This is a genomic window from Pedobacter ghigonis (genome assembly GCF_903166585.1).
Classification (GTDB): domain Bacteria; phylum Bacteroidota; class Bacteroidia; order Sphingobacteriales; family Sphingobacteriaceae; genus Pedobacter; species Pedobacter ghigonis.
This window is the reverse complement of sequence record NZ_CAESCM010000001.1, coordinates 307,530-332,027: the sequence shown is the minus strand read 5'-3', so window position 1 is coordinate 332,027 and position 24,498 is coordinate 307,530. Positions and strand designations below refer to the sequence as shown.

General features: G+C 44.6%; 16 protein-coding genes. 9 read left to right on the top strand and 7 right to left on the bottom strand.

The features are described 5' to 3' along the window. Positions 1-780 precede the first annotated feature (780 nt). The 3 genes from HWV58_RS01450 to HWV58_RS01440 are packed head-to-tail and all read left to right on the top strand — an operon-like array spanning position 781 to position 6,695. Positions 781-2,118, top strand: coding sequence for a TlpA family protein disulfide reductase (locus tag HWV58_RS01450; RefSeq protein ID WP_175632352.1), 1,338 nt, complete (start codon positions 781-783; stop codon positions 2,116-2,118). A 12-nt stretch (positions 2,119-2,130) separates the two neighbouring features. After that, positions 2,131-5,313 carry a SusC/RagA family TonB-linked outer membrane protein gene (locus tag HWV58_RS01445; protein ID WP_175632351.1) on the top strand — a complete coding sequence of 1,061 codons (3,183 nt, stop codon included), beginning with the start codon at positions 2,131-2,133 and terminating at the stop codon, positions 5,311-5,313. A gap of 8 nt (positions 5,314-5,321) precedes the next feature. Beyond that, the gene (locus HWV58_RS01440) at positions 5,322-6,695 is read left to right on the top strand and encodes a RagB/SusD family nutrient uptake outer membrane protein (protein WP_175632350.1); all 1,374 of its coding nucleotides are present in this window, start codon (positions 5,322-5,324) and stop codon (positions 6,693-6,695) included. 50 nt (positions 6,696-6,745) lie between these two features. Here the strand turns inward: HWV58_RS01440 and HWV58_RS01435 are convergent, their stop codons facing one another. The 4 genes from HWV58_RS01435 to HWV58_RS01420 form a co-directional block, all read right to left on the bottom strand. Then, on the bottom strand, positions 6,746-7,198 hold the full coding sequence (locus HWV58_RS01435; RefSeq protein WP_175632349.1) for a hypothetical protein: 453 nt from the start codon (positions 7,196-7,198) through the stop codon (positions 6,746-6,748). A 213-nt stretch (positions 7,199-7,411) separates the two neighbouring features. Then, complete coding sequence (locus HWV58_RS01430) at positions 7,412-7,978, bottom strand: Crp/Fnr family transcriptional regulator (RefSeq protein WP_175632348.1); 567 nt, start codon at positions 7,976-7,978, stop codon at positions 7,412-7,414. Between the two features lie 100 nt (positions 7,979-8,078). Then, a complete protein-coding gene (locus HWV58_RS01425) occupies positions 8,079-8,333 on the bottom strand; it encodes a helix-turn-helix domain-containing protein (protein WP_175632347.1) in 255 nt (84 codons plus the stop codon). Between the two features lie 903 nt (positions 8,334-9,236). Continuing rightward, positions 9,237-9,590, bottom strand: coding sequence for a winged helix-turn-helix transcriptional regulator (locus HWV58_RS01420; RefSeq protein ID WP_235972615.1), 354 nt, complete (start codon positions 9,588-9,590; stop codon positions 9,237-9,239). Between the two features lie 145 nt (positions 9,591-9,735). On the opposite strand from HWV58_RS01420, the gene HWV58_RS01415 reads away from it, so the two are divergent. Beyond that, positions 9,736-10,527, top strand: a complete 792-nt coding sequence (locus HWV58_RS01415; protein WP_175632345.1) for an SDR family oxidoreductase — start codon at positions 9,736-9,738, stop codon at positions 10,525-10,527. A 21-nt stretch (positions 10,528-10,548) separates the two neighbouring features. Further along, positions 10,549-10,872: a Cif family virulence factor gene (locus HWV58_RS01410; protein ID WP_175632344.1), complete on the top strand. Its 324-nt coding sequence runs from the start codon at positions 10,549-10,551 to the stop codon at positions 10,870-10,872. A 19-nt stretch (positions 10,873-10,891) separates the two neighbouring features. Here HWV58_RS01410 and HWV58_RS01405 read toward each other — a convergent pair whose 3' ends face one another. From HWV58_RS01405 to HWV58_RS01395, 3 genes are read right to left on the bottom strand one after another with little or no spacing between them, the layout of a single operon-like run. After that, on the bottom strand, positions 10,892-11,707 hold the full coding sequence (locus HWV58_RS01405; protein WP_175632343.1) for a helix-turn-helix domain-containing protein: 816 nt from the start codon (positions 11,705-11,707) through the stop codon (positions 10,892-10,894). 34 nt (positions 11,708-11,741) lie between these two features. Beyond that, complete coding sequence (locus tag HWV58_RS01400) at positions 11,742-12,470, bottom strand: SDR family oxidoreductase (RefSeq protein WP_175632342.1); 729 nt, start codon at positions 12,468-12,470, stop codon at positions 11,742-11,744. 3 nt (positions 12,471-12,473) lie between these two features. Next, on the bottom strand, positions 12,474-13,493 hold the full coding sequence (locus HWV58_RS01395) for an SDR family NAD(P)-dependent oxidoreductase (RefSeq protein WP_175632341.1): 1,020 nt from the start codon (positions 13,491-13,493) through the stop codon (positions 12,474-12,476). A 1,057-nt stretch (positions 13,494-14,550) separates the two neighbouring features. Here HWV58_RS01395 and HWV58_RS01390 point away from each other — a divergent pair. Genes HWV58_RS01390 through HWV58_RS01375 form a run of 4 tightly spaced genes read left to right on the top strand, consistent with a single transcriptional unit; the run spans position 14,551 to position 24,486 of the window. After that, a complete protein-coding gene (locus HWV58_RS01390; RefSeq protein ID WP_175632340.1) occupies positions 14,551-17,727 on the top strand; it encodes a SusC/RagA family TonB-linked outer membrane protein in 3,177 nt (1,058 codons plus the stop codon). 8 nt (positions 17,728-17,735) lie between these two features. Beyond that, a complete protein-coding gene (locus HWV58_RS01385) occupies positions 17,736-19,628 on the top strand; it encodes a RagB/SusD family nutrient uptake outer membrane protein (RefSeq protein WP_235972614.1) in 1,893 nt (630 codons plus the stop codon). Positions 19,629-19,662: 34 nt separating this feature from the next. Then, positions 19,663-22,704: a SusC/RagA family TonB-linked outer membrane protein gene (locus tag HWV58_RS01380; protein WP_175632339.1), complete on the top strand. Its 3,042-nt coding sequence runs from the start codon at positions 19,663-19,665 to the stop codon at positions 22,702-22,704. Between the two features lie 21 nt (positions 22,705-22,725). Then, positions 22,726-24,486 (top strand): RagB/SusD family nutrient uptake outer membrane protein, encoded by a 1,761-nt coding sequence (locus tag HWV58_RS01375; protein ID WP_175632338.1) that lies wholly within the window; start codon positions 22,726-22,728, stop codon positions 24,484-24,486. The last annotated feature ends 12 nt before the right edge of the window (positions 24,487-24,498 follow it).

The following is a 24,498-nucleotide window of genomic DNA, read 5'->3' as shown; positions in this document are numbered from 1 at the left end:
TCTTCGTGATATCTTATATTCAATAGGGCGGACTTCATGTTAGTCTTTTGCGAGACTTAAGCCTTGGCTTAAGTGGTTCTTGACGGTACCTCTACCAAAAGCGTTGAAGTTCGCCTTATTGGTTTCTTATCAATCGGGTTTATCATTGCTTTTCCGGTACGCATCGTTTTACATAAAAATTAACCGTTTATGAAAACGAAAAAATTAAGCGCCATTAAATTGTTGCACTTCCAGGAAGTGGTACTCAGTTATTCCCTTAAACTCTTATTAAAGAACGTTATTTGTTCTCCATCTTAATGTGCACTAGAATTTCCAAGTAAAAATATAGGCCAAAAGAGCAGAGGCTGGTGTGATGAGAGCACACAAAGTCCTTTTGGATTATTTTAACTTGGTACCAGCCCTTTATTGCTAATTAGGCAAGCACATTACTTCGGTTTTTCGCAATCCCAAGGTAGGTATCTTTTTCCTAATAACAAATACGGTTAACCGTATCTGCATGATTTAATGCGGAAGGGCTGGTTTTTTATCTGCTTTTTCTTACCAATATATTAAAATAATTTGCAGACATGAGCCGGAATAACCTTAGTTCATTTGATCGGCTTTATGCATTAAAGCCCAAAAATCCCACCTGATGATGTGAAAGGGCAGGAATGGCCTTTACGGCTAGTAGAAATAGGTTCTTTAATGATGTTCCTGCCCTTTTTATTTATCTCTATCAACTAACCACTTGGCTTTCGCTATTGTATTCAATCAGTGATGGCCTAACTAACCTTGAGTTTTATGTCTTTGAAAAAAATAACGGAATTTTCCGTAAGGGAATTCCCATTCCCAAACTTTTCATCCTCTTTAGGATTGAAAAATACCGTTTTATGCTTTAGCTTACTGTTTATTGTACTCTTTCAATGTCCGTCCTTTGGTCAGATACGCTCCAAAGAGATTACCATTGGCCAGGCTATCCCGGATGCACTGTGGAATGAGCCACTGAAATTGCGCCTTCCTTCTGGTAAGTTTGAGCAAGTTTCCCTCTCCAAATACCGGGGAAAGCTGATCATCCTGGATTTTTGGGCTAGCTGGTGCTCGACCTGTATCGCTTCTTTTCCTAAGGGGCATGTGCTGCAGCAACAGTTTCCAGACAGTCTTGCTTTAATTCCTGTCTCTGATGAAAAAGAGGAAGGGGCTCTTGCTCTGCTTAATCGCAAGACTTCCGCTTCCTGGGCTGATAAGCTAACTACCCTAATTGGAAAAAATAACCTTTCATCTTATTTCCCTCATCATGGGAATCCGCATTTCGTCTGGATATCGCCTGCAGGCAAGCTCATTACTACCACTACTAAATTTGAGCTTAAGGCGGAAAATATCCGCGCTGCGTATTCTGGAGATAAGCGGTTTAACCCTGCTCCAAATGTTCATCAGGATTTATCTCGTCCCATCTTTTCATCTGACCTGAGACCACTTGACCAGTTATTCTTCAGTTCCTCTTTTTACCGGGGACATATTGCAGGCACCGGCCCCGGGCCACACCCTTATTATTCTGGAAAAATCGTTCGGGGGATCAGGCATGCCAATAGCCCTTTATTTAACCTATATAGCTACGCAGCAAGGCAGCGATACCCCGATATCATCCGCTGCGTAATAGAATCACCCGATTCTGCTACTTTAAAGCTCCCTTTATCTCTTGGGGAGGAAACCTACCGCAAATATTGCGCTACCTATGAACTCTGGATGCCTACTGAAAGGTCTGCCGAGCTCTATTCCATTATGCTGGATGACCTGAACCGATATTCAGGTTACAGTGGCACTTTAGAAAAAAAGGTAACTAGGTGTCTAGTGATAACCAAGGCCAAAGTCGCGAAGCCTTTGAGTAGCAAGTTACCTACTCCACGCTCTGATGCTAAGGGTAGTCTGGTAACCTTTGTGCGTACGCAAAACGGGCAGGGCGGGGTTTCCATGCCCCTAGTTGATGAGACAGGTGGCGAGACAACAGGAGTGGGCAGTTATGGACCACTTGGCAGATCTGCCCTGGAAGCAGTGCTATCCTCTTTGGGTTTGGAGCTGAAGGAAGCGGAGCGGGAAGTGCAGTGGTTTGTCATCCGCAATAGAATTAACAGCAAAAACTAAAAAGATGCATTTATGAATTTAAAATATCAAATATCGTCCCTGATATATATCCTGCTGCCTTGCCTGTCTATTTTTTTTATGGGTAGCCCCAGCATTTGTGTCGCCCAGCAGCGAATTTCTGGTAAAGTGTCTGGCCCTAATGGTGATGGTGTTGCCGCTGTACGCGTCAGGATTGCAGGCGCTTCACCTGGCGTTTCTCTTACAGCAGCTGATGGCAATTTTACCATCAGCTGCGCTGCGGGGGATACGCTTATTTTTAGCCACATTTCTTATCAGCTATTAAAACTTCCAGCTTCCTTATCCATGCAGGTTAGGCTAGTACCACTTGAGCAGCAGCTAGACGAAGTAACAGTTTCTACAGGCTATCAGCGCCTGAGCAGGGAACGCGCCACAGGATCTTTTACATTGATAGCAGAGAAGCAGCTGAATACCCAGGTAAGTACCTCAGTACTCTCCCGGCTGGAAGCAGTTACCAGCGGACTTATGATCGATAGGACTACCAATAGCCAGGGTAATTTTACTATTCGGGGGCTCAGCTCAATATCTGGGCCTAGAAGTCCACTTATAGTATTGGACAATTTTCCTTATGAAGGGGGCCTAAATAATATTAGTCCCAATGATGTGGAAAGCATCACAGTGCTTAAAGATGCAGCAGCAGCATCCATCTGGGGAACCCGGGCCGGAAACGGGGTGATCGTCATCACTACCAAAAAAGGAAAAATGAATTCACCGCTTTCCATTAGTCTGTCCACGATCGCAACGCTGGTAAAGCAGCCAGACTTGTATCAGCTGAAAGTGATTAGCACCCCTGACTATATTAATCAGGAGATACTCCAGTATTCCAGGGGGGCTTACTCCTCTGATATTTCCTCTCCCGAACACCCTGCGCTCAGTCCGGTGGTAGAAATCCTGGCCAGTAGTTTAAGTGAGGCAGAAAAAAGTGCGCAGATCAATGCATTAAAAGGAATCGATGTACGCGATGAATTTAGCCACTACCTTTACCGCAGGGGCATCAACCAGCAGTACGCTTTAAGCCTTGACGGGGGATCAAGCAAGTTCTCCTGGCGCAGCTCGGTAAGTTTTGATGATAATACTGGCGTGCTTTCCGAAAAGTTCCGGCGTACCGCTATGGGCTTTTCAGCACGGGCAATCCTCACTAAAGGTGTAGAATTATCTTTTGGCTTGCGCTATACCCAGAGTTCAACTGGGTCCGGAACCCCAGGTTATGGCGATATTCTCTTCCGTGGAAATGTGCTCTATCCTTATGCCCGCTTTAGGGATGATAACGGAAATGACCTTCCCATCATGCGGGATATTAGCAGTTCTTACCTCTCGCAGCTCGGAGGTGGAAGGCTGCTGGACTGGAAGTATTACCCTTTGCAGGATTATCTTCAGGATACTAGTACCAGCCTGCTTCAGGATATCTTGCCTAATGCCTCTCTAAAGGTTAATCTTTTTAAAGGACTTTCTGCGGAGCTTCGCTACCAGTACGAGCGGCAAAGTCAGACGACTAATCACCTGTCCGCAGTGGAGAGCTATGCTGCCCGTTCCCTGATTAATTCCTTTACGCAGCTTCCTTCCTCAGGCGCTCCAGTACTAAAAGTGCCAATCGGTGGGATTCTATCCCGCAGTGGCTCTGAGCTTGAATCAACAGCGGCAAGAGGTCAGCTAGATTACCAGAACAGTTTTGGGCACTTCTCGCTCTCTGCCATCGCGGGAGCTGAAATCAGAACATTGAGGTCTTCGGCTATGGGAAGCAGGGTTTATGGCTATGATCCATCGAACTTAAGTTCAGTAGCAGTCGATTATACCACCTTTTTTCCTGATCTGGTGACAGGGTTTGAAACCCGCATCCCTCAAGGCGTTTCAGCGTCAGAGAAAATCAACAGGTATATTTCTGGCTTTACCAGCGCTTCCCTAACATTCAAATCCCGCTATACCCTTTCGCTCAGCTCAAGGGCTGATGGATCGAACCTTTTTGGTGCTGCTGTAAAAGACAAATGGAAACCGCTCGCTTCAGCAGGGATTGCCTGGACGATATCTTCGGAGCCATTTTATAAAGGAAACCTTCCAGGATACCTCAAAGTAAGGATGACTTACGGCAAGAGCGGCAATGCAGATCCCAGCCAAACCGCAGTGACTACCATCCGTTATGGATCAGTATCCCCTTATACCGGTAGCGCTTACGCGCAGCCTGATAGGTATTATAATCCTGGGCTAAAGTGGGAAAAGGTTAGTATGCTAAATATTGGGTTAGACTTTTCTGCACTTTCTTCCAGGCTTTCGGGTAGCATCGAATATTACCGCAAAGATGCATCAGACCTTTTTGTTCCTTACCCGATCGACTATACCACTGGGGTATCTACAACAGTGGTGCGCAATGCAGGCAGGATGCGAGGGAATGGGGTAGACTTGGTGCTGCATTCAGCAAATATCAAAGGGACTTTTAACTGGGAAAGTGATTTAAATCTTTCTTATTACAGTGACCGGCTAAAAGCTTATTTTCTTAGCCCCGCATTGATTGATATCAGCAGCGCCAGGGTATCGGGCGTGGTCGGAAAACCCCTTTATGGGATTTATGGTTACAGCTCGGCAGGGTTAGATCCAGTAAATGGAGATCCGCTGGGAATATTAAAGGGAGCCCCCAGCAAAGATTATACAGCCATAACGCAAGGCCTAGGCGAAGATGGCCCAAAATATTTTGGGCCGGCAACACCAGTGTTCTTTGGCTCACTGGGTAATACCTTTTCCTATGGCAATTTTGCATTAAGCGTGCAGCTCACTTTTAAGCTGGGTTATTATTACCGTAGTCCTTCTATCAGCTATTCTTCGCTCAATGGTTATTCTCCCGGGCACTCGGATTTCGCGCTAAGATGGCAGAAGCCTGGTGATGAGCTTAATACCAATGTGCCCTCAGAGATTTATCCCAGCAATACTGCTAGGGATGCATTTTATCTGGGATCAGAAGTGCTGGTCAAAAGAGGTGATCATATCAGGCTAAACTTTATTAACCTGGATTACAGCCTCCCGCTAAGACTGGCAAAAAAAGTAGGATTAGCCAGGGCATCCCTGTTTGCGAATGCAAGTAACCTAGGGCTGATCTGGAAGGCAGGAGATGAAGATCCGGAATATCTTGGAAATTCTTTGCTCAGCTACAACCGTAATTTTTCAATAGGCTTTAGAGCCGGATTTTAAAGTATGCAATGATGAAAACGAGAAAAAATATAACCATAGTGATGGTGGCTATACTAGCCATCACCACTATACCAGGGCTGATGTCCTGTAAAAAGCTGCTGGAGGATAAGCCTGACAGCAGCCTTTCTCTAGTAACAAGCCTGAAAGATATGCAGGCGTTAATGGACTATTACCCAACCGTAAATTTCAGGGAAGCAGGTTCGGGTGAGGCTAGCAGTGATGATTATTTTTTGACCTCCGCCGACTGGTCGGCAAGGACAGAGCAGGAGCGAAGGCTTTACTTATGGGAAGCAGATAATATCTTTGCCCCAGTATCAAATTCATGGCGTGATACCTTTCAGCCGGTATTTCTAGCCAATACTGTGCTCCAGTCACTGGAAGGTAGTAGCAAGGGTACCTTAGGCGCAGGCTATGAAGATATCAAAGGGCAGGCGTTATTTATCCGGGCGAAATGTTACCTTCAGGCTGCAGCCATTTGGTGCCTTGCCTATGACCCCGCTACTGTAGAAAGTACCCTTGGGCTTCCTTTAAGATTAGATCCAGATTATAATACGCCATCGGTTAGATCTAATTTAGCGCAGACTTTTGTTCAGATTGAGGCTGATTTGCTTGAAGCGGCAAGATTGCTGCCTGAAAAACCCTTGCATGTCATGCGGGGATCAAAAGGAGCAGCTTATGGACTGCTCTCCAGGCTATACCTATATATGGGTCGTTACGCCCTAGCAGGGGAATATGCATCAAAGGGACTCGCTATCAATAGCACTTTGATCGATTACAATAGCCTGTCGGCCACTGCCAATTTTCCGTTAGTGCAGTTTAACCCCGAAGTAATCTATGCCAGCCACTTTTCAACGCCGGCGCAGTTAACCCAGGCCAGGGCCAGAATTTCTGATGGCCTGCTATCCCTTTACCCGGCAGAGGATCTCAGGCGTAACATTTTCTTTAAAGCAGGGACATCAGCCACCACCATCTTTAAAGGAAGTTACGAGGGGTCAGCTTCGCTGTTTTGCGGAGTGGCAACAGATGAGCTATTATTGAACTTAGCTGAAGCTAAAGCCAGGGAAGGTAGTGCTTCCGAGGCGCTTACCCTGCTAAATAGTCTTCGTATTAAACGGATCAAAAAAGCAAACTACGTACCCTTAAGTGGCCTCGATGCGTCCGCGGCGCTGGAACAGGTGCTACTTGAGCGAAGGCGCGAACTGGTATTCAGAGGAATCAGGTGGATGGATATTAAGCGACTAAACAGGGAAGGGAGAGCCATTACGCTAAAGCGCACGTTGGATGGGAAAGAATATGTGCTTGCGCCAAATGATCTGCGGTTTGCTTTAGCGATACCAGAAGATGTTATTCGACTCTCAGGTATGCAGCAAAACCCAAGGTGAGCAAGATAAAAAAGAGCTGCCTTGGAGGCAGGCAGCTCTTAAAGTTTAGCTTAAGGATTGATTTCTTTGCGGCTTATTGCTGAATCAGCGATATCCTGGGTAGTAGAGAAACCAGCCAAGTAGGTTTCTAGTTCTGGTCTGGTGTCGATAGACTCATCCACTTCTAAAACACATGGAAGGGGATGGGGATCATCATCACAGCCAGTAGCCGAAGGAGAGCCGACCATACTGTACTGGTTTTCATCAAAAACCAAGCTTTGACTGTTGGCATTATATTTCCAGTAAACAGTAGTGCGTTTTTTTTCAGCAGTTGACTGGTTTGAAATGGTAAAGGCGCTAGCGCCTAAAATAAGTACCATGGCAGCTGCGCCAAGGATACTTTTTGTATTGAAGATATTCATGTTAATGTTCTTTGAATGAAATAAATTGTTGCTTTGTCTTTGAGGCAGACCTGCCGAGAAAGCCTTGGATATAACCTTCTCCTTTAGCTCGCTTACAGGCATCGCCGGAATAATGCAGACCTCAATGGGAACAGCCGCCTGAAGGAGGGAACTTGAGCATCATGTGTAAAGGATTGCATTTTTTGAGATTCCATTAGCTGATTTTGAGGTTAATGGAATAAAGTTCAGTAGGTTTTTATCGCTGGATGATACCCAAATGTTACTAAATGGGAGCGCAGATCGAAAGATGGGCGGATAAAAGTCACCTTTTAAGGATTATCGCCTGATTCTGCTTAAAGTTCTGTTGTCAATCCCGAGGTAACTTGCAATATGCTGTAACTGACTTGATTTTGCGATAGTGGGATATTTGCGGATAAAATCAGCATAGGCCTGACTGGCATTCGTATTTTGGAGCATAAAGCTATGGTAGAGCATTCGCTGGATTTCTGAGCCGTGTAGTAGTTCAATGATGGTGCTGAATTCCCTAAAGTTGTGGTAGAGATTGTAGAAGTGCCTTTGATCAAAGCCTACTATGGTCACTTCATCAATCGCGTGTAAGAACGTAGGCATATCCCGCGCCTTTAAATAATGCGACGGAAAAAGGAATGTTCCGTCAGGGAAAAAACGCAGGGTGTACTCCTTTCGTTCCTCTTCATTCAAGGCAAATAACCTCAGGCTTCCATGCTGGATGAAAAGTAGTGGCTGTTCAATGAAGTTTGCTGTTGATTGGACTAGCCCATTGGGCAAATGCTGCGCTTTAAGGATGTAATCGAGATAGGCCTTAAGACCTGCACTAATGGGATGATAGTTAGAAAGGGTTTCGAAGAATTTTTCTTTTTCCATAACAGTTGTTTTCGGGTAAAGAAAAAGTATTTCGAAGGCTTGTCAAGTGGCGGAGGGGGTAACCCCAGGCAACTACTGCAAGATAATTTTTGGGAGCTTTCTAATCGAAACCTTCACTAAAGAATTCTTCCATAGAAATGCCAAACGCCCGCACAATTTTTACCAGGCTGCTATAGCGCAAATCTTCGCCACGCTCATAGCGGCCGTATTGTGAACGGGGAATTTCATGCTTGTAAGCAAAGTATTCATAGTTGCTATAACCCGCTTTGATCCGCAGAGATTTGATGCGATCCCCGAGCTGTTTTAGCTCTACTGTTCGTTCAACGCTCCGCTTTTCTTTTTCACCTTGTGCCATGGGGTAAAATAAAGCAATGGTAATGTCTAATATTACCACTTAATAGTTACCACTTTTTAGTGTCTTTTGAATATTTTACGTAATTTGAACCACTGCCAGCTGATCCTTTCAGCCCAGCCTTAAATATCCAAAATGATGGAATTAAATAGATCCGAGCAAGAAAATAATTTCCTATCAACCCCAATAGGAGACCTCGCGGTAACCGAGGTCTTTAAGCTTCGCTCAAAACTAATGGGCTTTTCGACTATATCACAGATTCTGGATACTGATATGAAACTGATAACTCAAAAAGAAGATTATTCGGAAAGGTGGTATTTTGAATTGGTTAGCCTACTGGATAGAAATAAGCTCCTGCATTTAATCTAGATGAGCGCTCTATCGCAACAAGGATAGTTTTTTTGGAAGGATGTTTCTTATTTAGCTTGATAATCGAAAAAGATTTTGAATCTTTAGTTACCTGGTTGGAGCCTAGGTGTGGCAGAACAATTTCGTTTAATAGCTTAGTATAACAGTCTTACTAAAAGCCCATAAATAACTTTTATCAACACAATATTCATTTTGCCGAAAAAACGCAGCTATTTGTTTTACTAAACAGGTAATCATTTTACTGATAGGTTAGCGAAATACAACCTCCAATGAGACAACTATAATTTTACCCAAACAAGGCGCCTTAGATAATGATTTTCTAAAACGGAACGCGTTTTACTGACAAAATCATTTTTTTATTCTTTGTAGCGAAGATTATGCGTGTACAGAATATTATGGCTAAAAAAACAGCCGGTAGTGAACAGTTGAAACTCCTCTTATCTCTGAGAGAATTCTTTCTCAGCAAAAAAAGTAAAGAAATTGAGCCGAGAAAAAAAATCAAGTAGGGGCTTAATGTCTTGAAAAATAACGGCTATCCTATTTGGAGCCTCCGTGGGATTCCAGCCTTTTTATAATCACTTCCCTAAGCCGCCCTTCGTTCTCATCGCCCCATCTACCCAAGGTGCCAATGATGGGGATTAGGGTTTTGCCGAATTCAGTGAGGCTGTACTCGACCTTTGGTGGCAATACCGGGTAAATTACTTTGGTTATCAATTCGTGTGCTTCAAGCTCATTTAACTGCACATTCAGAATCCTTCTTGATGCCTCGGGAATTTTACGCTGGAGTTCGCTTGGGCGTTGATACCCTTCATTGATGAACCATAACAGACGAATTTTCCATTTGCCGTACAATACCTCGCCAATCAGATCCAGTCCACAGTTTAGGTTCAAAGGCAGTTTTCTTTCGTACATATCACAAAGATAAGGGTAAGCAACAAAACAGCAATAGGGGATAAATTTATCCCTATCTGATTCGTTTATCCGTACTTGCAGGGGCGAGATGTATGGCTGAAATTTGTCTTAAATAAAAATACGTATGGAAGAGTTTAATTTCAATAACGAGTTATCAGATAAGATAGCACTGGTGACTGGTGGTACAAAAGGAGCTGGCAAAGCCATAGCTGAGCGTCTGCTTAGGGCAGGGGCAACAGTAATCATCAGTGCGAGAAACAGTCCGCAAGAGCAGAACGAGCAACTGCATTTTATTGGCGCGGACCTTAGCACCGTCAATGGTACACAAAAAGTGGTTGAGGAGATTTTGCAGAAATTCGGAAGGTTGGACATTCTAATCAACAACATGGGCAGTTCAGAAACCCCAGGCGGTGGATTTTCAGTCTTGACGGATGCACAATGGGAGTCGACCATCAACGCAAACCTGCTTGCGCCGGTTCGTTTGGACAGGGGATTTTTGCCACAAATGATCGACCGGGGAAATGGGGTCATCATCCATATCGCCAGTATACAGGGCAAACTGCCTTTGTACGATTCAACCTTGCCCTATGCAGCGGCAAAAGCTGGATTAATCAACTACAGTAAAAGCCTTTCCAATGAGGTTTCACCCAAAGGTGTTCGCGTGCTTACCGTTTCGCCCGGATGGATCATGACCCATTCAGCAATCCGGATGATGGAGCGAATTGCTGAAAGCTCAAATGGTACCGTGGAGCAGGCAACCCAAAGCGTGATGGATGCCCTTGGCGGTATACCTTTCGGCAGACCAGCCCATCCCGAAGAGGTTGCAGAACTTGTAGGCTTTTTGGTCTCTCCAAGGGCGGGTTATTTAACAGGAACCGAGTATGTGATTGATGGAGGAACCGTACCAACTATTTAATCATTTCTTAAAAAAAAAATTATGAATTTACCAGACCTTATTGCAGCCTTTGTAGCTGCCCAGAATGCCCAAGAAAGCGCTACCTATGTAGCCTGTTTTACTCCAGAGGCTATTGTTTTTGACGAAGGCCGGAACCATCAGGGAAGGGATCAGATCAGGGCGTGGAAAGAAGAAACAAACCAAAAGTACAATGCCCATTTAGAGCCCATCGGATATTCGGGGTCTGAGGATGCCGGTAAGCTCAACGCTAAAATTTCCGGAACCTTCGAGGGTAGCCCGATAATACTGAATTTCCAGTTCAAATTTACCAATGGCCTGATTAGCTCTTTAAGAATAACGGACTGACGATTTGTAGCCTAATCCCTTATCGCCGGCCTGGGTGCAGTTGATTTGGGGAAACGCCATATTTCTTTTTGAAAATAAAAGAAAAATGGGAGAGGTCTTCAAAACCGACTTCGAGGTAAATCTCGGTCGGTTTTTTCTTTTTCTCAGCCAGGTGATAATAAGCCAGCTCCAATCTTTTCTCGGTCAGCCATTTTTGGGGAGTGGTATTAAACAGTTTTTTAAAGTCTCTATTGAAAGTTGACAGGCTACGGCCTGTCAGGTACCCCAGTTTTTCAAGGGACATGTTGAACATGAAATTACGCTGCATGAAATCAATCAGGTCGATCTTGCCAGGAACGTCGAAGTTGGCAAGCACGCTGTCGACGCTTGGGTCGATGAGCCGCAAGATACTGATCGCCTCCTCAATTTTAAGGGTAGCCAGGTTTTCCGGGAATTCACTTTCCACATCAAAATAGGGGATCAACGAGGCCAGGCAACTTTCCAGTAGCGGGTGGCTACTGAAACGGTAGATTTTCTGCTGAGGTTGTGTTTTTTTGCTATGCTCGATTTTTTCATAGAATTTTTTTAACCGATCAGTGGAGAGGTGCATCACCACGGTTTTATGAGGCAGGCCATTTTTCGGATAGTTGATAATGGTTGCAAGCTGGTTCCTCGGAATCAGGAAAATATCACCTGTTTTAAAAATGAAGGTAGATTCTGCCTGTATAATCTTGGTTTCCCCCGATATGAACCATACCAGCATATGGTCATCAAACATCAGCTCGGATTTGAAGAGCTTGTCCTCATAGCTGGAGAGCTTGATGTCCTTAGTCAGGTATTTGGATATATGTTCCATCGTGATAAAGTTATTGGTTTTTGATTACATTTAGTCAGATACATTGGCCGCCGTCGATCAAATACTCCGAGCCGGTAATAAAGGAAGCATCATCGCTTGCCAGAAAGGTAATCAGTTTGGCTACTTCCCCCACTTCACCGAACCTGGACAATGGAATGGTGCGGATCATTTGTTCTTCCAAGGATTTGCTCAATCCGATTTTATCCATGATCTCGGTTGCAACCGGCCCCGGACTAACCGCATTTACCCTGATTTTACGGGCGGAAAGTTCGAGTGCGGCTATTTTCATTACTGAATTTAAAGCCGCCTTGCTTGCCGCATACACAGAGGCCTGGACTGGGGAGATGTGTGCCGAGGTAGAGGAGAGCAGGATCACCGACGCATTCTCCTTTAAGAGCGGGATGAATTTGCTTAAGGTAAAATAGGCACCCTTGAAATTGACATTCATCACCTGGTCAAAAACAGCTTCCGGCATGTCCTCGATTAGTGAAAATTTGGTAACCTCGGCATTCACAATCAGAATATCGATCTGGCCATAGCGTTCGGTAACTGCCCTTGCCAGCGCATGTATATCAGTTAGGCTTGACTGATCGGCAATCAGCCCGCTTACGCCCAGTTCAGAGGCGGCTTTTTCCACTGCATCTTTTCTTCTGCCGGTGATGATCACCTCTACACCGTTTTCTTTCAACTCTTTGGCAGCGGCATACCCGATGCCACTGTTACCGCCTGTAATCAGGGCAGTTTTAGCTTTTAAGTTTTTCATGGCCTAACGTACATTGAATTCAATGCCTGTCATTTCCTCGGTTAATTTCCATAGTCTCTGGGCATTGCTTTGGTCTAGCGAGTACGCCATCACGCCACTTTGATGCAGTTTAACACCCCTAAGGTTTGAAAGGTCTTCTGGTAGCAGTTCAGCGATATCAGCATCCTCACAGTAAACCCCGCCGATATTGTCCAACAAGGCGCTGGTAGCTACCCATACTGAAGTTGCAGCACCCTGCGGAATAGTCTTCAGGCTCGACAATATTTCCGGGCGCATGTTTCCATCTTCGTCAAAGAAGCCCATCTGTTTGAACAGTTCCATGTCTGCATCCCTTGCCAGTTCAGTTCCTGCGATTGATCCCGGATGTAACGAATAGGCACGTACCTGATGCGCTTTTGCCCGCTTATCGAGTTCGAGGGCAAATAGGATACTGGCTGTTTTTGATTGCCCATAGCCTAGCAATGTCTGGTAATCCCTATGCTCGAAGTTGGGATCCTCGAAATCGAAGGGGGCCATATGATGCCCAAGTGAAGAAACGTTAACTACCCTCGCGCCATTGGCATTTTTTAATGCCCGCCATAACCTTGCCACCAATTGGAACTGTCCAAAGTAATTGGTCGATAGTTGTGATTCGAAACCACGGCTGTCCCGTTGCAAAGGCACCCACATGATTCCAGCATTGTTGACCAATAAATGTAGCGGTCTTCCCGAAGTAAGGAATTTGTCTGCAAATGCATCGATGGAGTCAGCCTCAGCGAGATCCATTTCCTCAATTTCCACATTTGGAATGCCTTCAAGGTTTTTCTTTGCCTTTTCGATATCCCTGGCCGGTACGATTAAGGTTGCACCCGCTGCCGCCAGTATTTTTGTAGTTTCCAGGCCGATGCCGGTGTTGCCCCCGGTTACAATTGCGATCTTTCCTTTAAGGTCAATGCCCTTGATAACTTCCGTTGCTGTAGAGGTAGCCCCAAAACCCGAGCCCAGTGGGCGCTGTAATGCACCTTGATAATTGTTCTTTTCCATTTTTTGTTTTTGATTAAATGTTATAGGACAAATCTAGGGGGTTTGGGAAGGGCTAGTTTTGTTCAGCCTGTCAAATAACTTTGTTTGCAGCGTCAGGTTTTTGGCCGGGGGCTTTTGTTTATGTTCAAGGTTATTGTTATGGGCGTATGCTCCAGGGCAGTTTTCAATAATTATTAAGTTCGTGAAACCAAGAAGATGCCGGTTTGAATTACACGAAGCAAATGCCCCCAGGCAGCAAGGATTTTTCTGCAGATCTTTGCTTGATTTTTTTACCCTTAGCGCAATTACTAAAGTCAACATCAATTGTGTTGTATTCATATCCGAGCCCAAGGGCGGTCAAAGTGATCATCGGTGCTGCCCCGCGCATCACTTGAATAAAAACACTTCCCAGCGAGAAAAAAAAATGAAATCATGATTAATTTACCAGTGGCGAGATCTGGGCTATCTTATAATAGCACCGTGGTGTTTATACTTTTCTTGACCCGAATAATAATAATTTTAATGCTTTTTTGACATATCAAAGCACTTTAGTGTTCACTTAAACAAACTGGGTATAAATTTAAACAATTGTGCTATCCTTAAAATTGTAGTTGCCTTAGCTTCGAATAACTAAACTACTAAAAACCATAACCTTTTTTCCGGGCAGTATATTAAAGCAAGTAATTCCTAGACTTACCTTCATAAGCACAGCTTTGATGGAATGTCAGATAAGGAAATGCGAAAGCCGACAAATAATTTCCCAGTGTCTAGAGATGATGGTTTTGTTGTACGGAAGCTAACCAAGTATGAACCAAATTTAACGAACGCAGATGAAAGCACCCTAGTTGCCCCGAATCTATCGAAACCTTGATGCATATTGAAATCATTCAACCTGTATCTGATACTAACCTTAACCAAAATAAACCTAATCTTATGACAAAAAGCTACTATTACTTCAGGGAGGGGTTAATCCGCTCTTCCGCAGCCAAAAGAGTTGAAAAACTGTTTTTAACAATCCTACCTAATCAGGGCGGCATGTAATTATCCAATTCTATTTCTCTTTAAATGATCTTAAATAATGGAAAAAATAAACAAGATGGGTAATGTTGCGCGCTCCGGAATTTGGGGCTCAAAGCAGCTATTACTCATGATGTACTTAACACTGCTTGTCTCTGCCCTGTTGGTTGATACAGCAGTGGCGCAGCAACGGCGAAAGGTAACAGGGACGGTGGTTGATGAACAAAAACAGTTACTAACAGGGGTAACTATTATTGTGAAAGGTACCAGCCTGAAAGCACAAACCGGTACAAACGGCGAATTTACTATTGAAGTGCCTGCCGACCGGCTGATACTTGTTGCGGCGTACGTTGGTATGAAGTCTCAAGAGGTGAATATAGCCGGCAAGGCCACTGTAAGCATAACAATGAAATCCAATTCCGACCAATTGACTGACGTGGTGATCGTAGGGTACGGCGTCCAGAAGAAACAAAGTGTTGTCGGTGCAATTACCCAGACTACCAGCGAGGTGCTGGAAAGAACCGGCGGTGTATCCAGTTTAGGCGCGGCATTAACAGGGAATTTGCCAGGTGTAATCACTACTGCAAGTACTGGAATGCCTGGGGATGAAGATCCTCAGATTCTGATCCGCGGCCGCAGCACCTGGAACAATGCCAGCCCGCTGATTTTAGTCGATGGCGTTGAACGATCCATAAATAATATTGACATCAGCTCTGTAGCCTCAGTTTCTGTGCTCAAGGATGCCTCAGCCACCGCGGTATTTGGGGTAAAGGGGGCTAACGGAGTAATCCTGGTTACCACCAAAAGAGGGCGCGAGGGGAAGGCGGAAATCAGGGCAGCGGCAAACGCCGTAGTTAAATCAGCATCTAAATTGCCGGGTAAGCTCGACTCTTACGACATGTTCCAGGTGCGCAACCGGACAATCGAATATGAATTGTCGCTCGCTCCGGGGGCATGGAGTTCATATCTGCCAGAAGCGGTGATGCAAAAATACCGCTCACCAGCCAATCTTGAAGAAGCTGAGCGCTACCCCAATGTAGACTGGGTGAATACCCTATTTAGGGACAATGCAATGTCTTATAATGCCAATCTCAACGTAAGTGGCGGCACCTCATTTGTAAAATACTTTTCTGCTGTTGATTACCTGGACGAGGGGGATTTATTTAGGAGGTTTGGCAACGACCGTGGATATAACGGCGGTTACAGCTTCAAAAGATTGAACGTGCGGAGCAACCTTGATTTTCAACTGACACCATCAACAGTGTTCAGGACCAATATCTCTGGCTCAAGGGGTACCTCAGAGCGGCCATGGATTGATGTTAACCCTTACAATACCTGGACGGCAGCCTATTCTGCTGCGCCGAATCTCTATCTCCCGGTTTACTCGGATGGCACATGGGGATATTATAAGCCAAATGAACAACAAAGTCTAAACTCAGTCCGGATTTTATCTACCAGTGGCCTTCAAACTACCACAACTTCGCGCATTACAACAGATTTTACCTTGGACCAGAGTTTAAACTCACTGGTTAAAGGTTTGAGCTTAAAAGGAACATTGTCCATCGACAATACATTTATCGAAGCCGGTCGTGGCATAGATGACCGTAACAATGGAACCTTAAGTAAATACATTGACCCTGAAACAGGGGTGGTAAGTTATTCGCAAACAAAGGACGCGGCAACAGAACTGGAATGGAGGGAAAGCGTAAGGTGGGCAAGCCGGGCGGGAGATGTCAATGATGGAGCAACTTACCGCAGAATGTTTTCTCAGATGCAAATCAACTATGCCAGAACCATTGCCCAAAAACACAATTTGACAGCTATGGGGCTTTGGAGCAGGGATAATACCGCTACTGGAAGTATTATCCCTTCTTATCGCGAAGACTGGGTGTTCCGTACGACCTACAATTATGCAGGAAGATATAGCCTTGAATATAACGGAGCTTATAATGGGTCAGAAAAATTCGGACCCGCTTATCGTTTTGATTTCTTTTCTTCTGGAGGACTTGGGTGGATGATTTCCGAAGAAAAGTTTATGAAACCAATCAAATTTATCAACTCTTTAAAATTACGCGGATCCTATGGCGAAATCGGTGATGATGGCGGTTCGCCCAGATTTGCGTTTTTAACGAACTGGGCGTTTGGAGGCACTACCCCAATGGGCATTACTGGAGAAGCTGCTGAAAATAGCCCTTACAATTGGTACAGGGAAACTGGGGTGGGTAATCCGAATGTTCGTTGGGAGAAAGTGGTAAAGAAAAATATCGCACTTGACTTTGGTTTCCTGGGAAATATGATTAGCGGCAGTGTAGATTTCTTTCAGGATAACCGAAGCGATATTCTTACGGGTACCTCACGGGCCGTTCCAAGCTATTATGGCGCTCAGCCACCCACCTTTAATGTTGGCAAGGTACGCTCCAGGGGTTATGAAATCGACATCCGTTTTAACAAGAAAATCACCGGAAATTTTACAGTATGGGCTAACCTCAATTATACCCATACCAGAAATAAGGTGATTGATGCCGATGTTGCCGAGTTACTACCCGAATATGCAAAGCCTATCAACAAACAGATTGGACAAGCTTATAGCTATGTGAGCCAGGGCTACTACAATACATGGGATGAGCTTTACGGAAGTACGATGCATAATGCCAACGACCAGCAAAAACTCCCTGGTAATTTTCATATTGTTGATTACAATGGCGATGGTATTATCGATGCAAATGACAACATTCCCTATGCTTACTCTGGATCTCCCGAGAATACCTACAATGCTACAATAGGGTTCGAATGGAAAGGTTTTAGTGCCTTTGCCCAGTTTTACGGGGTCAACAACGTCACCCGTCAGGTGGTATTGGGCACATTTTCTGGCAAAAATACAGTTGCTTACGCCGAGGGGAGCTACTGGTCAAAAAGTAATACGATTCCGGACGGGCCGATGCCTCGATGGGAGACAACACCTGCCTCATATTACGCGGCTGACAGGTATTTTTATGATGCATCTTACCTGCGGTTAAAAAATGCTGAGATTGCTTACACCTTTAGGCAGCAATGGGTGAAAAAAGCAGGTATATCAAGCGTGCGCCTATTCCTGAACGGAAACAACCTACATGTATGGACCAAGATGCCCGACGACAGGGAAGCAAATTATCAAAGTGCTGGCGGACAAGCTTGGGCCTCACAAGGCGCTTATCCAACTGTAAAGCGGTATAATTTAGGGGCCAATTTTACTTTCTAAACATGATCATGATGAAAAAAAATATAAAATCCTTATTGTTTATAGGACTCATTGGTGTAGGGGTCGGCGTGGTATCTTGTAAAAAGTATTTAGATAGAGATCCCCAGGCAACCGTTTCCGCAGAATCCGCTTTCAAAGATTTTCGTAGTTTTCAGGGCTTTACCGAAGAACTCTATAACTGTATTCCAGATTTTACCAATCGGTACTGGACCAATAGTTTTAACTGGGGTGAAGATGAAATCCAGTCCACAGTGCAAAATTTCCATTTGGTTAATAAAATTGATAATGGTGACTTTTGGGGCTGGCAAAGGGAATTTGACGGATGGGGAGCCGGATTTTTAGACAATGCGAACGCAAATACCAACAACGATCGTTTTTCAAAAGGCCTGTATCCACTGGCCTGGTACGGCATTCGTAAAGTGAATTTAGGTCTTGAAAACCTGAATCTGATGGTCAATGCAACTGACGAGGAACGTAATTTGATTAAAGGTCAATTATTGTTTTTTAGGGGCTGGTTCCATTTCCAGCTTATCCAATATTTCGGGGGATTGCCATACATTGACAAAGTACTGCCAGCTGATGAAGAGTTGAGATTGCCCAGGCTAAAGTATCAGGAATGTGCAGCGAAGGCAGCACTGGATTTCAGGGCAGCTGCCGATCTTTTGCCTGTAAACTGGGATAACACAACAGCTGGAATCCAGACCCTGGGAAAAAACCAATTGCGCATCAATAAGATTATGGCGCTGGGCTACCTGGGTAAAAACTATCTCTGGGCCGCAAGTCCATTGATGAACTTAGAATCCACTGGCAGTAAAACCTACAATATAGAGCTGAGTAAAAAAGCGGCTGCAGCGTTTGCCGAATTGCTGAAACTAACTGAAAATGGCACTGCTCCTTATAAGTTATTGCCTTTCTCGCAATACAGTACCAATTTTTATACAACCGGACAAAACTTTTTGATCCCTGGGGGAACTGAAGCAATATTTACCGGGCCATATTGGGGAGCACATGGTTCAACCTACGGTACTGCAAAACAATATACGCCAGCAATAGTAGGGGCCGATGCACTGGTATTTGCACCAACTGCAAATTATGTCAATTATTATGGGATGAAAAATGGCTTGCCAATTTCGAACTCTACCCAGGCAGATCCCACTGGTTCGGGATATGATCCGCAATTTCCATGGCGTGATCGGGATCCAAGATTTTACAATGATATCATTTACGATGGGGTTAAAGTGGTACAGGGAACTTTGGCCGCAAATATGGAACCACATCGCTATGCAAATCTTTACACCAACGGAAGTTACAGAGATGAACGTTCTGGCAGCCGTACAGGGTATATGATGTTCAAATTTGTGCCCAGGACTGCCAATAACTTTGATCAGGGCTGGAATTATGGCCAGAACCTGAATATCAAGGTTTCATACATGCGCTTGGCTGATATTTACCTAATGTACGCCGAATCGGTTGCTGCAGGCTACGATTCTCCAATTGCTACCTCTGAAGGCTTTGGCAAAAGTGCTGTAGATGCAATTAATGTGATTCGGGACCGGGCTGGTGTTGGGCATGTTGCCCCACAGTTCTTAACCTCGGCAACGGAGTTTATGAAAGAAGTAAGACGTGAACGTGCCGTTGAACTTGCCTTTGAAGGGCACCGGTTCAATGACCTTCGCCGCTGGCATTTACTTGCCGAGCTGCCTTACACTTTAAAAACAGCTGCTGAATTTGATCGCGCCGCCCCTTTAAACGCTGCTACCGATACCAAATTGAACAAGGTTGTAAATTATCGTGAGCGATTAATATTACAGCGCCCCTTTAGTGAAAAACATTATTGGTTGCCGCTAAAAAGGGCAGATGTAAATATGTACAAGGAGTTTGCACAAAACCCCGGATGGTAAGGTAGTTCATGATCACAACTAATTAAAGACAAGAATGATGAAATTTTTAAGAAATACATGGGCTTTGTGTGTCTTTTTTACACTGCTTGCTGGTGTAATCAAAGGTCAGGATGCCGTTAAGATACCTATAAAAGCTGTCGTTCGCGATATCAATGGAAATCCGGTAAAGGGAGCATCCATAAGTATTGAAGGAAACGAGGTGCTCACTATAGTAAACCAGTCAGGTGAATTCTCTTTATCAGCTGATGCGAACAGCACCTTCATGGTAAGTGCTAAAGGTTATAAAAACTCGCTGGTAATCGCAGTAGCCAACCTGAAGCAGATCACATTGACCAAAGATGACCGACTGGTAAATATTGGCTTTAAAAATGCAGCGGAAAACAATCTTCCTCCCGGGGTTTCAAATGTTAACCTGGCTCAGCTTTTTGAGAAAAACTTTACCACCTATGGGTTGGATGGCATAGAGGCTTTTGCTCCCGGGTTTAATGGCAACAACCTTTGGGGTATGAACACCTCGTTAATATTGGTTGACGGTGTTCCAAGGGATGTAAACAGTATCACACCAAATGAAATTGAGGATATCACTTTTCTAAAGAGTGCCTCTGCGGTTGCCCTGTACGGCAGCCGTGGTGCAAAAGGGGTAATTTTGATTACTACCAAAAGAGGTACTCCGACTAAACAGAAAATAAACATTCGTTCCAATATCGGTCTGAATACGCCAAAAGGGTTCCCGCGATATCTGGGCTCCTCAGAGTACATGAGCTTGTATAATGAGGCACTATCAAATGACGGCCTGGCAGCGGTTTATACACCAGAGACAATTTATAATCACGCTGGCAGTAACCCTTATCGTTATCCGAATGTAGATTATTACTCGTCTGATTACCTTAAAAATAGTTTTGCACGCTATGATGGAGTGGCGGAAATTTCAGGGGGAAATGAGCGTGCCCGTTACTATACCAATGTTGGGTTCGTGTCAACCGGTTCGCTGATTAACTTTGGCGAAGCAAAAGAGAATAACACAACAGAACGCTTCAATATCCGCGGAAATGTCGATATGCAACTCACAAAGGCACTAAAAGCACGGGTAGATGCAAGCGCTGTATTTTCAAGCGGCGGTGGGGTAAACACGAATTATTGGGCTAACGCTGCAACCCTGCGCCCTCATCTGTTCACCCCCTTAATCCCAATCAATCTATTGGAACAGAGCGACCAGGTGAGTAGGGCGATGATCAAAAATGCAACAATCATTGATGGACAATACATTCTAGGGGGCACCCAGTTAGATCAAACTAATCCATTTGCTGCCATTTATGCAGGGGGAAATAACAAATTTGTGCAACGACAGTTCCAGTTTACTACTGGTGTTGATGCTGATTTGAAAGGGATTTTGAATGGACTTACCTTTAGCACCACTATGGGGGTCGATTACCTGAACAGCTACAATCAAGGGTATCGAAATGGTTATGCAACTTACCAGCCCAACTGGACTACTTATTCGGGCACCACATTAATTGGCAGCCTGACCCGCTGGGGAGAAGATACGAAAACCGGCGTTCAGAATATTGCAGATAGTTATTACCGGCAGACCATTTCCCTCTCTGGGCAGTTTAACTACAATACCACAATCCGTAGCAATCATCATATTTCCGCGATACTCCTTGCAGCAGCGTACCGTCAATCGCAATCCGAAGTTTATCAGCCCACGACAAATTCTAATTTAGGGTTGCAATTGAATTATGATTTTAGTCATAAATATTTTGCTGAACTTACCGGCGCCCTGGTACGCTCGCCCAAAATGCCGCCTGGAAACAGGATTGCGCTTTCGCCGGCAGCATCTATTGGATGGCATATTGGCGAGGAGCCCTTTTTGAAAAAAGTTTCATTCATTAATGAGCTAACATTAACCGCGTCGGCAGGGATTTTAAATACCGATCTTGATTTCGACGAGTATTTCGCATACCAGAGTATCTATACAGCCACAGGTGGTAACTGGTATGGCTGGAATGATGGTACAGGTACACAGTCTACAGATTCCCGCCGTGGGTCCAACATGGATTTAACTTTTGCTAAAAGAAAAGAAATCAGTATTGGAATAAAGGCAGGGATGTTCAAAAATCAGTTTAATTTCGGAGCAAATGTTTTTAGAAATAACATTACCGGGATTATCGGTCAAATTAACGTCCTTTATCCGAGCTATTTCACTACCGGATTCCCGAGTTCATCTTTTGTTCCTTACAGCAATTATAATAGTGACCAGCGTACCGGTTTGGATTTTTACTTAAATTTCAACAAACGCATTGGGGCTGTTGACTGGACTTTGGGAATCTCTGGGACATATTATACAACCAAAGCAACTAAACGGGCCGATTTGTTAACTTATGAGAATAGCTATCAATACCGTGCAGGCAAACCACTTGATGCCATTTGGGGATTAAAAAGCGATGGTTTTTATATGGATGCCAGCGAAGTGGCTGCCGCCGATGGAATCAATGGCGCGAAACCCGCATTCGGATCTGCACTGGTTCCCGGGGATATCAAATATATTGATCAAAACGGAGATAAAATTATTGACGACAAGGATCAGGTATATCTGGGGCGTGGCGGCTGGTTCGGTGCGCCATTTACAGCAGGATTGAACCTAACTGCCAAATGGAAAAACTTTACTCTGTTTGTTTTGGGCACAGGCCGTTTCGCAGGAAGTGCCATGAAAAGCGATAACTATTTCTGGGTAAACGGAAGTGACAAATATTCGGCAGTTGTGCGCGATAGATGGACACCGCAAACTAAAAACACGGCAACCTTTCCGCGACTAACCACCTCAAACGGTGATAATAATTTTAGGGCCTCTGATTTCTGGTTGTACAGCACTGATCGGTTTGATTTATCCAAAGTCCAGATTTCATACACCATCTCCGATAAGCTGTTTAAAAGTAAAGTATTGAAAGAACTTGGTCTATATGTGGCCGGGTTTAATCTTTTGACAATTGCAAAAGAAAGGGAAATACTTGAGCTGAATTTAGGGGGGGCTCCGCAAACAAGGTTATACAACCTGGGTGTGAAGGCAATGTTTTAATTGAATATTAGATTAGAAAAGATGAACAGAATATTAATAGGATTTATAGTTGTCGTGGTGATGCTCTCGGGATGTAAAAAGTTTACAGATCCCGCTCCACAAAATAATGGGGATTTTGAGAACATCTATACAGAACCTGCCCTTGCCCATGGGTTATTGCTAAATGGCTATACCCGGCTCCCATCAAATGGCTGGTCGTTTAATGACGTTGCTACAGATGATGCGGTAAGTAATGATATCAATAATAATTTCAGGAAAATGGCCACCGGACAATGGTCGGCTGCCTTTAATCCCCTAGATCAATGGACAAATGCAAGGGCGGGTATTCAGTATATCAACTTATTTCTGGCCGAAGCAGATAAGGTACTCTGGGATTCAAAAGACCCGGTGCTGAGCCGGATGTTTAACGACAGGCAAAAAGGGGAAGCGTATGCTTTGAGGGCCTACCTGATGTCGTATATGCTACAGGCGCATGCAGGTAAAGTAGGCGGCACTTTATACGGCTTCCCGCTGGTACTCGAACCCGAAACGCCAGCCTCTAATTTTAACCAGCCAAGGACTACATTTGATGCCTGTATGAAACAGATTTATGGTGATTTGGATAAAGCCGAACAATTGCTTCCCTTAGATTATGCAGATATCAGCAGCACCAGCCAGATCCCAGCAAAATATGCAGGCGTTAATGTAGAAACCTATAACCGTGTTTTTGGCAAGTTTTTTAATCAGCGCATGACGGGCCGTATTTCAAAAGCCATCCGTGCCAGAGTGGCACTAATGGGGGCAAGCCCGGCTTTCAGTACCGGTAATTCTACCTCATGGGCCGATGCCGCCGGCTACGCAGCGCAAGTACTTGCATTGAATAATTGGCTCGCTAATTTAGACCCAAATGGTGTTACCTGGTACGATAACAAGTCAGAAATTGATGCGTTGGCCTCGGGCGCAAGCCCCAGGGAAGTGCTTTGGCGTACAAATGTCGGCTCAAATAGTGATTTGGAAGCTGCCAACTACCCGCCAACCCTCTCTGGCCAGGGCCGCATAAACCCCACCCAAAACTTAGTCAATGCTTTTCCGATGCAAAACGGTTATCCTATTACTAACAGCCCACAAAGTGGTTATAATCCTGCTGCCCCATTTACAGGCCGAGATCCACGGTTGGCAAAATTTATAGTTTATAATGGAAACACAATCGGGCCAACGAGTAAAGTGATTAACACCACAACAGATGTGGCGACCAATGATGATGGATTAAATAGAAAAGAAGTTTCTACACGTACCGGTTACTACATGAAAAAATTGCTAAGGCAGGACGTTAGCCGTACGCCAACTGTAAATAATCAGAAGCATTACAGGCCACATATCCGCTACACGGAAATCTTCCTGATTTACGCCGAGGCAGCAAATGAGGCGTGGGGTCCAACAGCCAATGGCGGCAATCCTTATTCTGCCTATGACATCATTAAAGCTATCCGCGCCAGGGCTGGTGTTGGGACTACAAATGGGGATGCCTACCTCGAATCGATCAAAGGAGACAAAGATGCTATGCGGACATTGATTAGAAATGAACGTAGGTTGGAATTGGCTTTTGAAGGATTTCGTTTCTGGGATCTTCGCAGATGGAACGCAGCATTGACCGAACCGGTGAAAGGGTTGAGCATCTCGCTGGGAGTCTATCAGGAAATCAATGTAGAGGCAAGAAGCTATCAGGAGTACATGAGATTCGGCCCCATTCCATACAGTGAAATACTAAAGTACAATGCTTTGCAACAAAATACAGGATGGTAATATTCATTCACA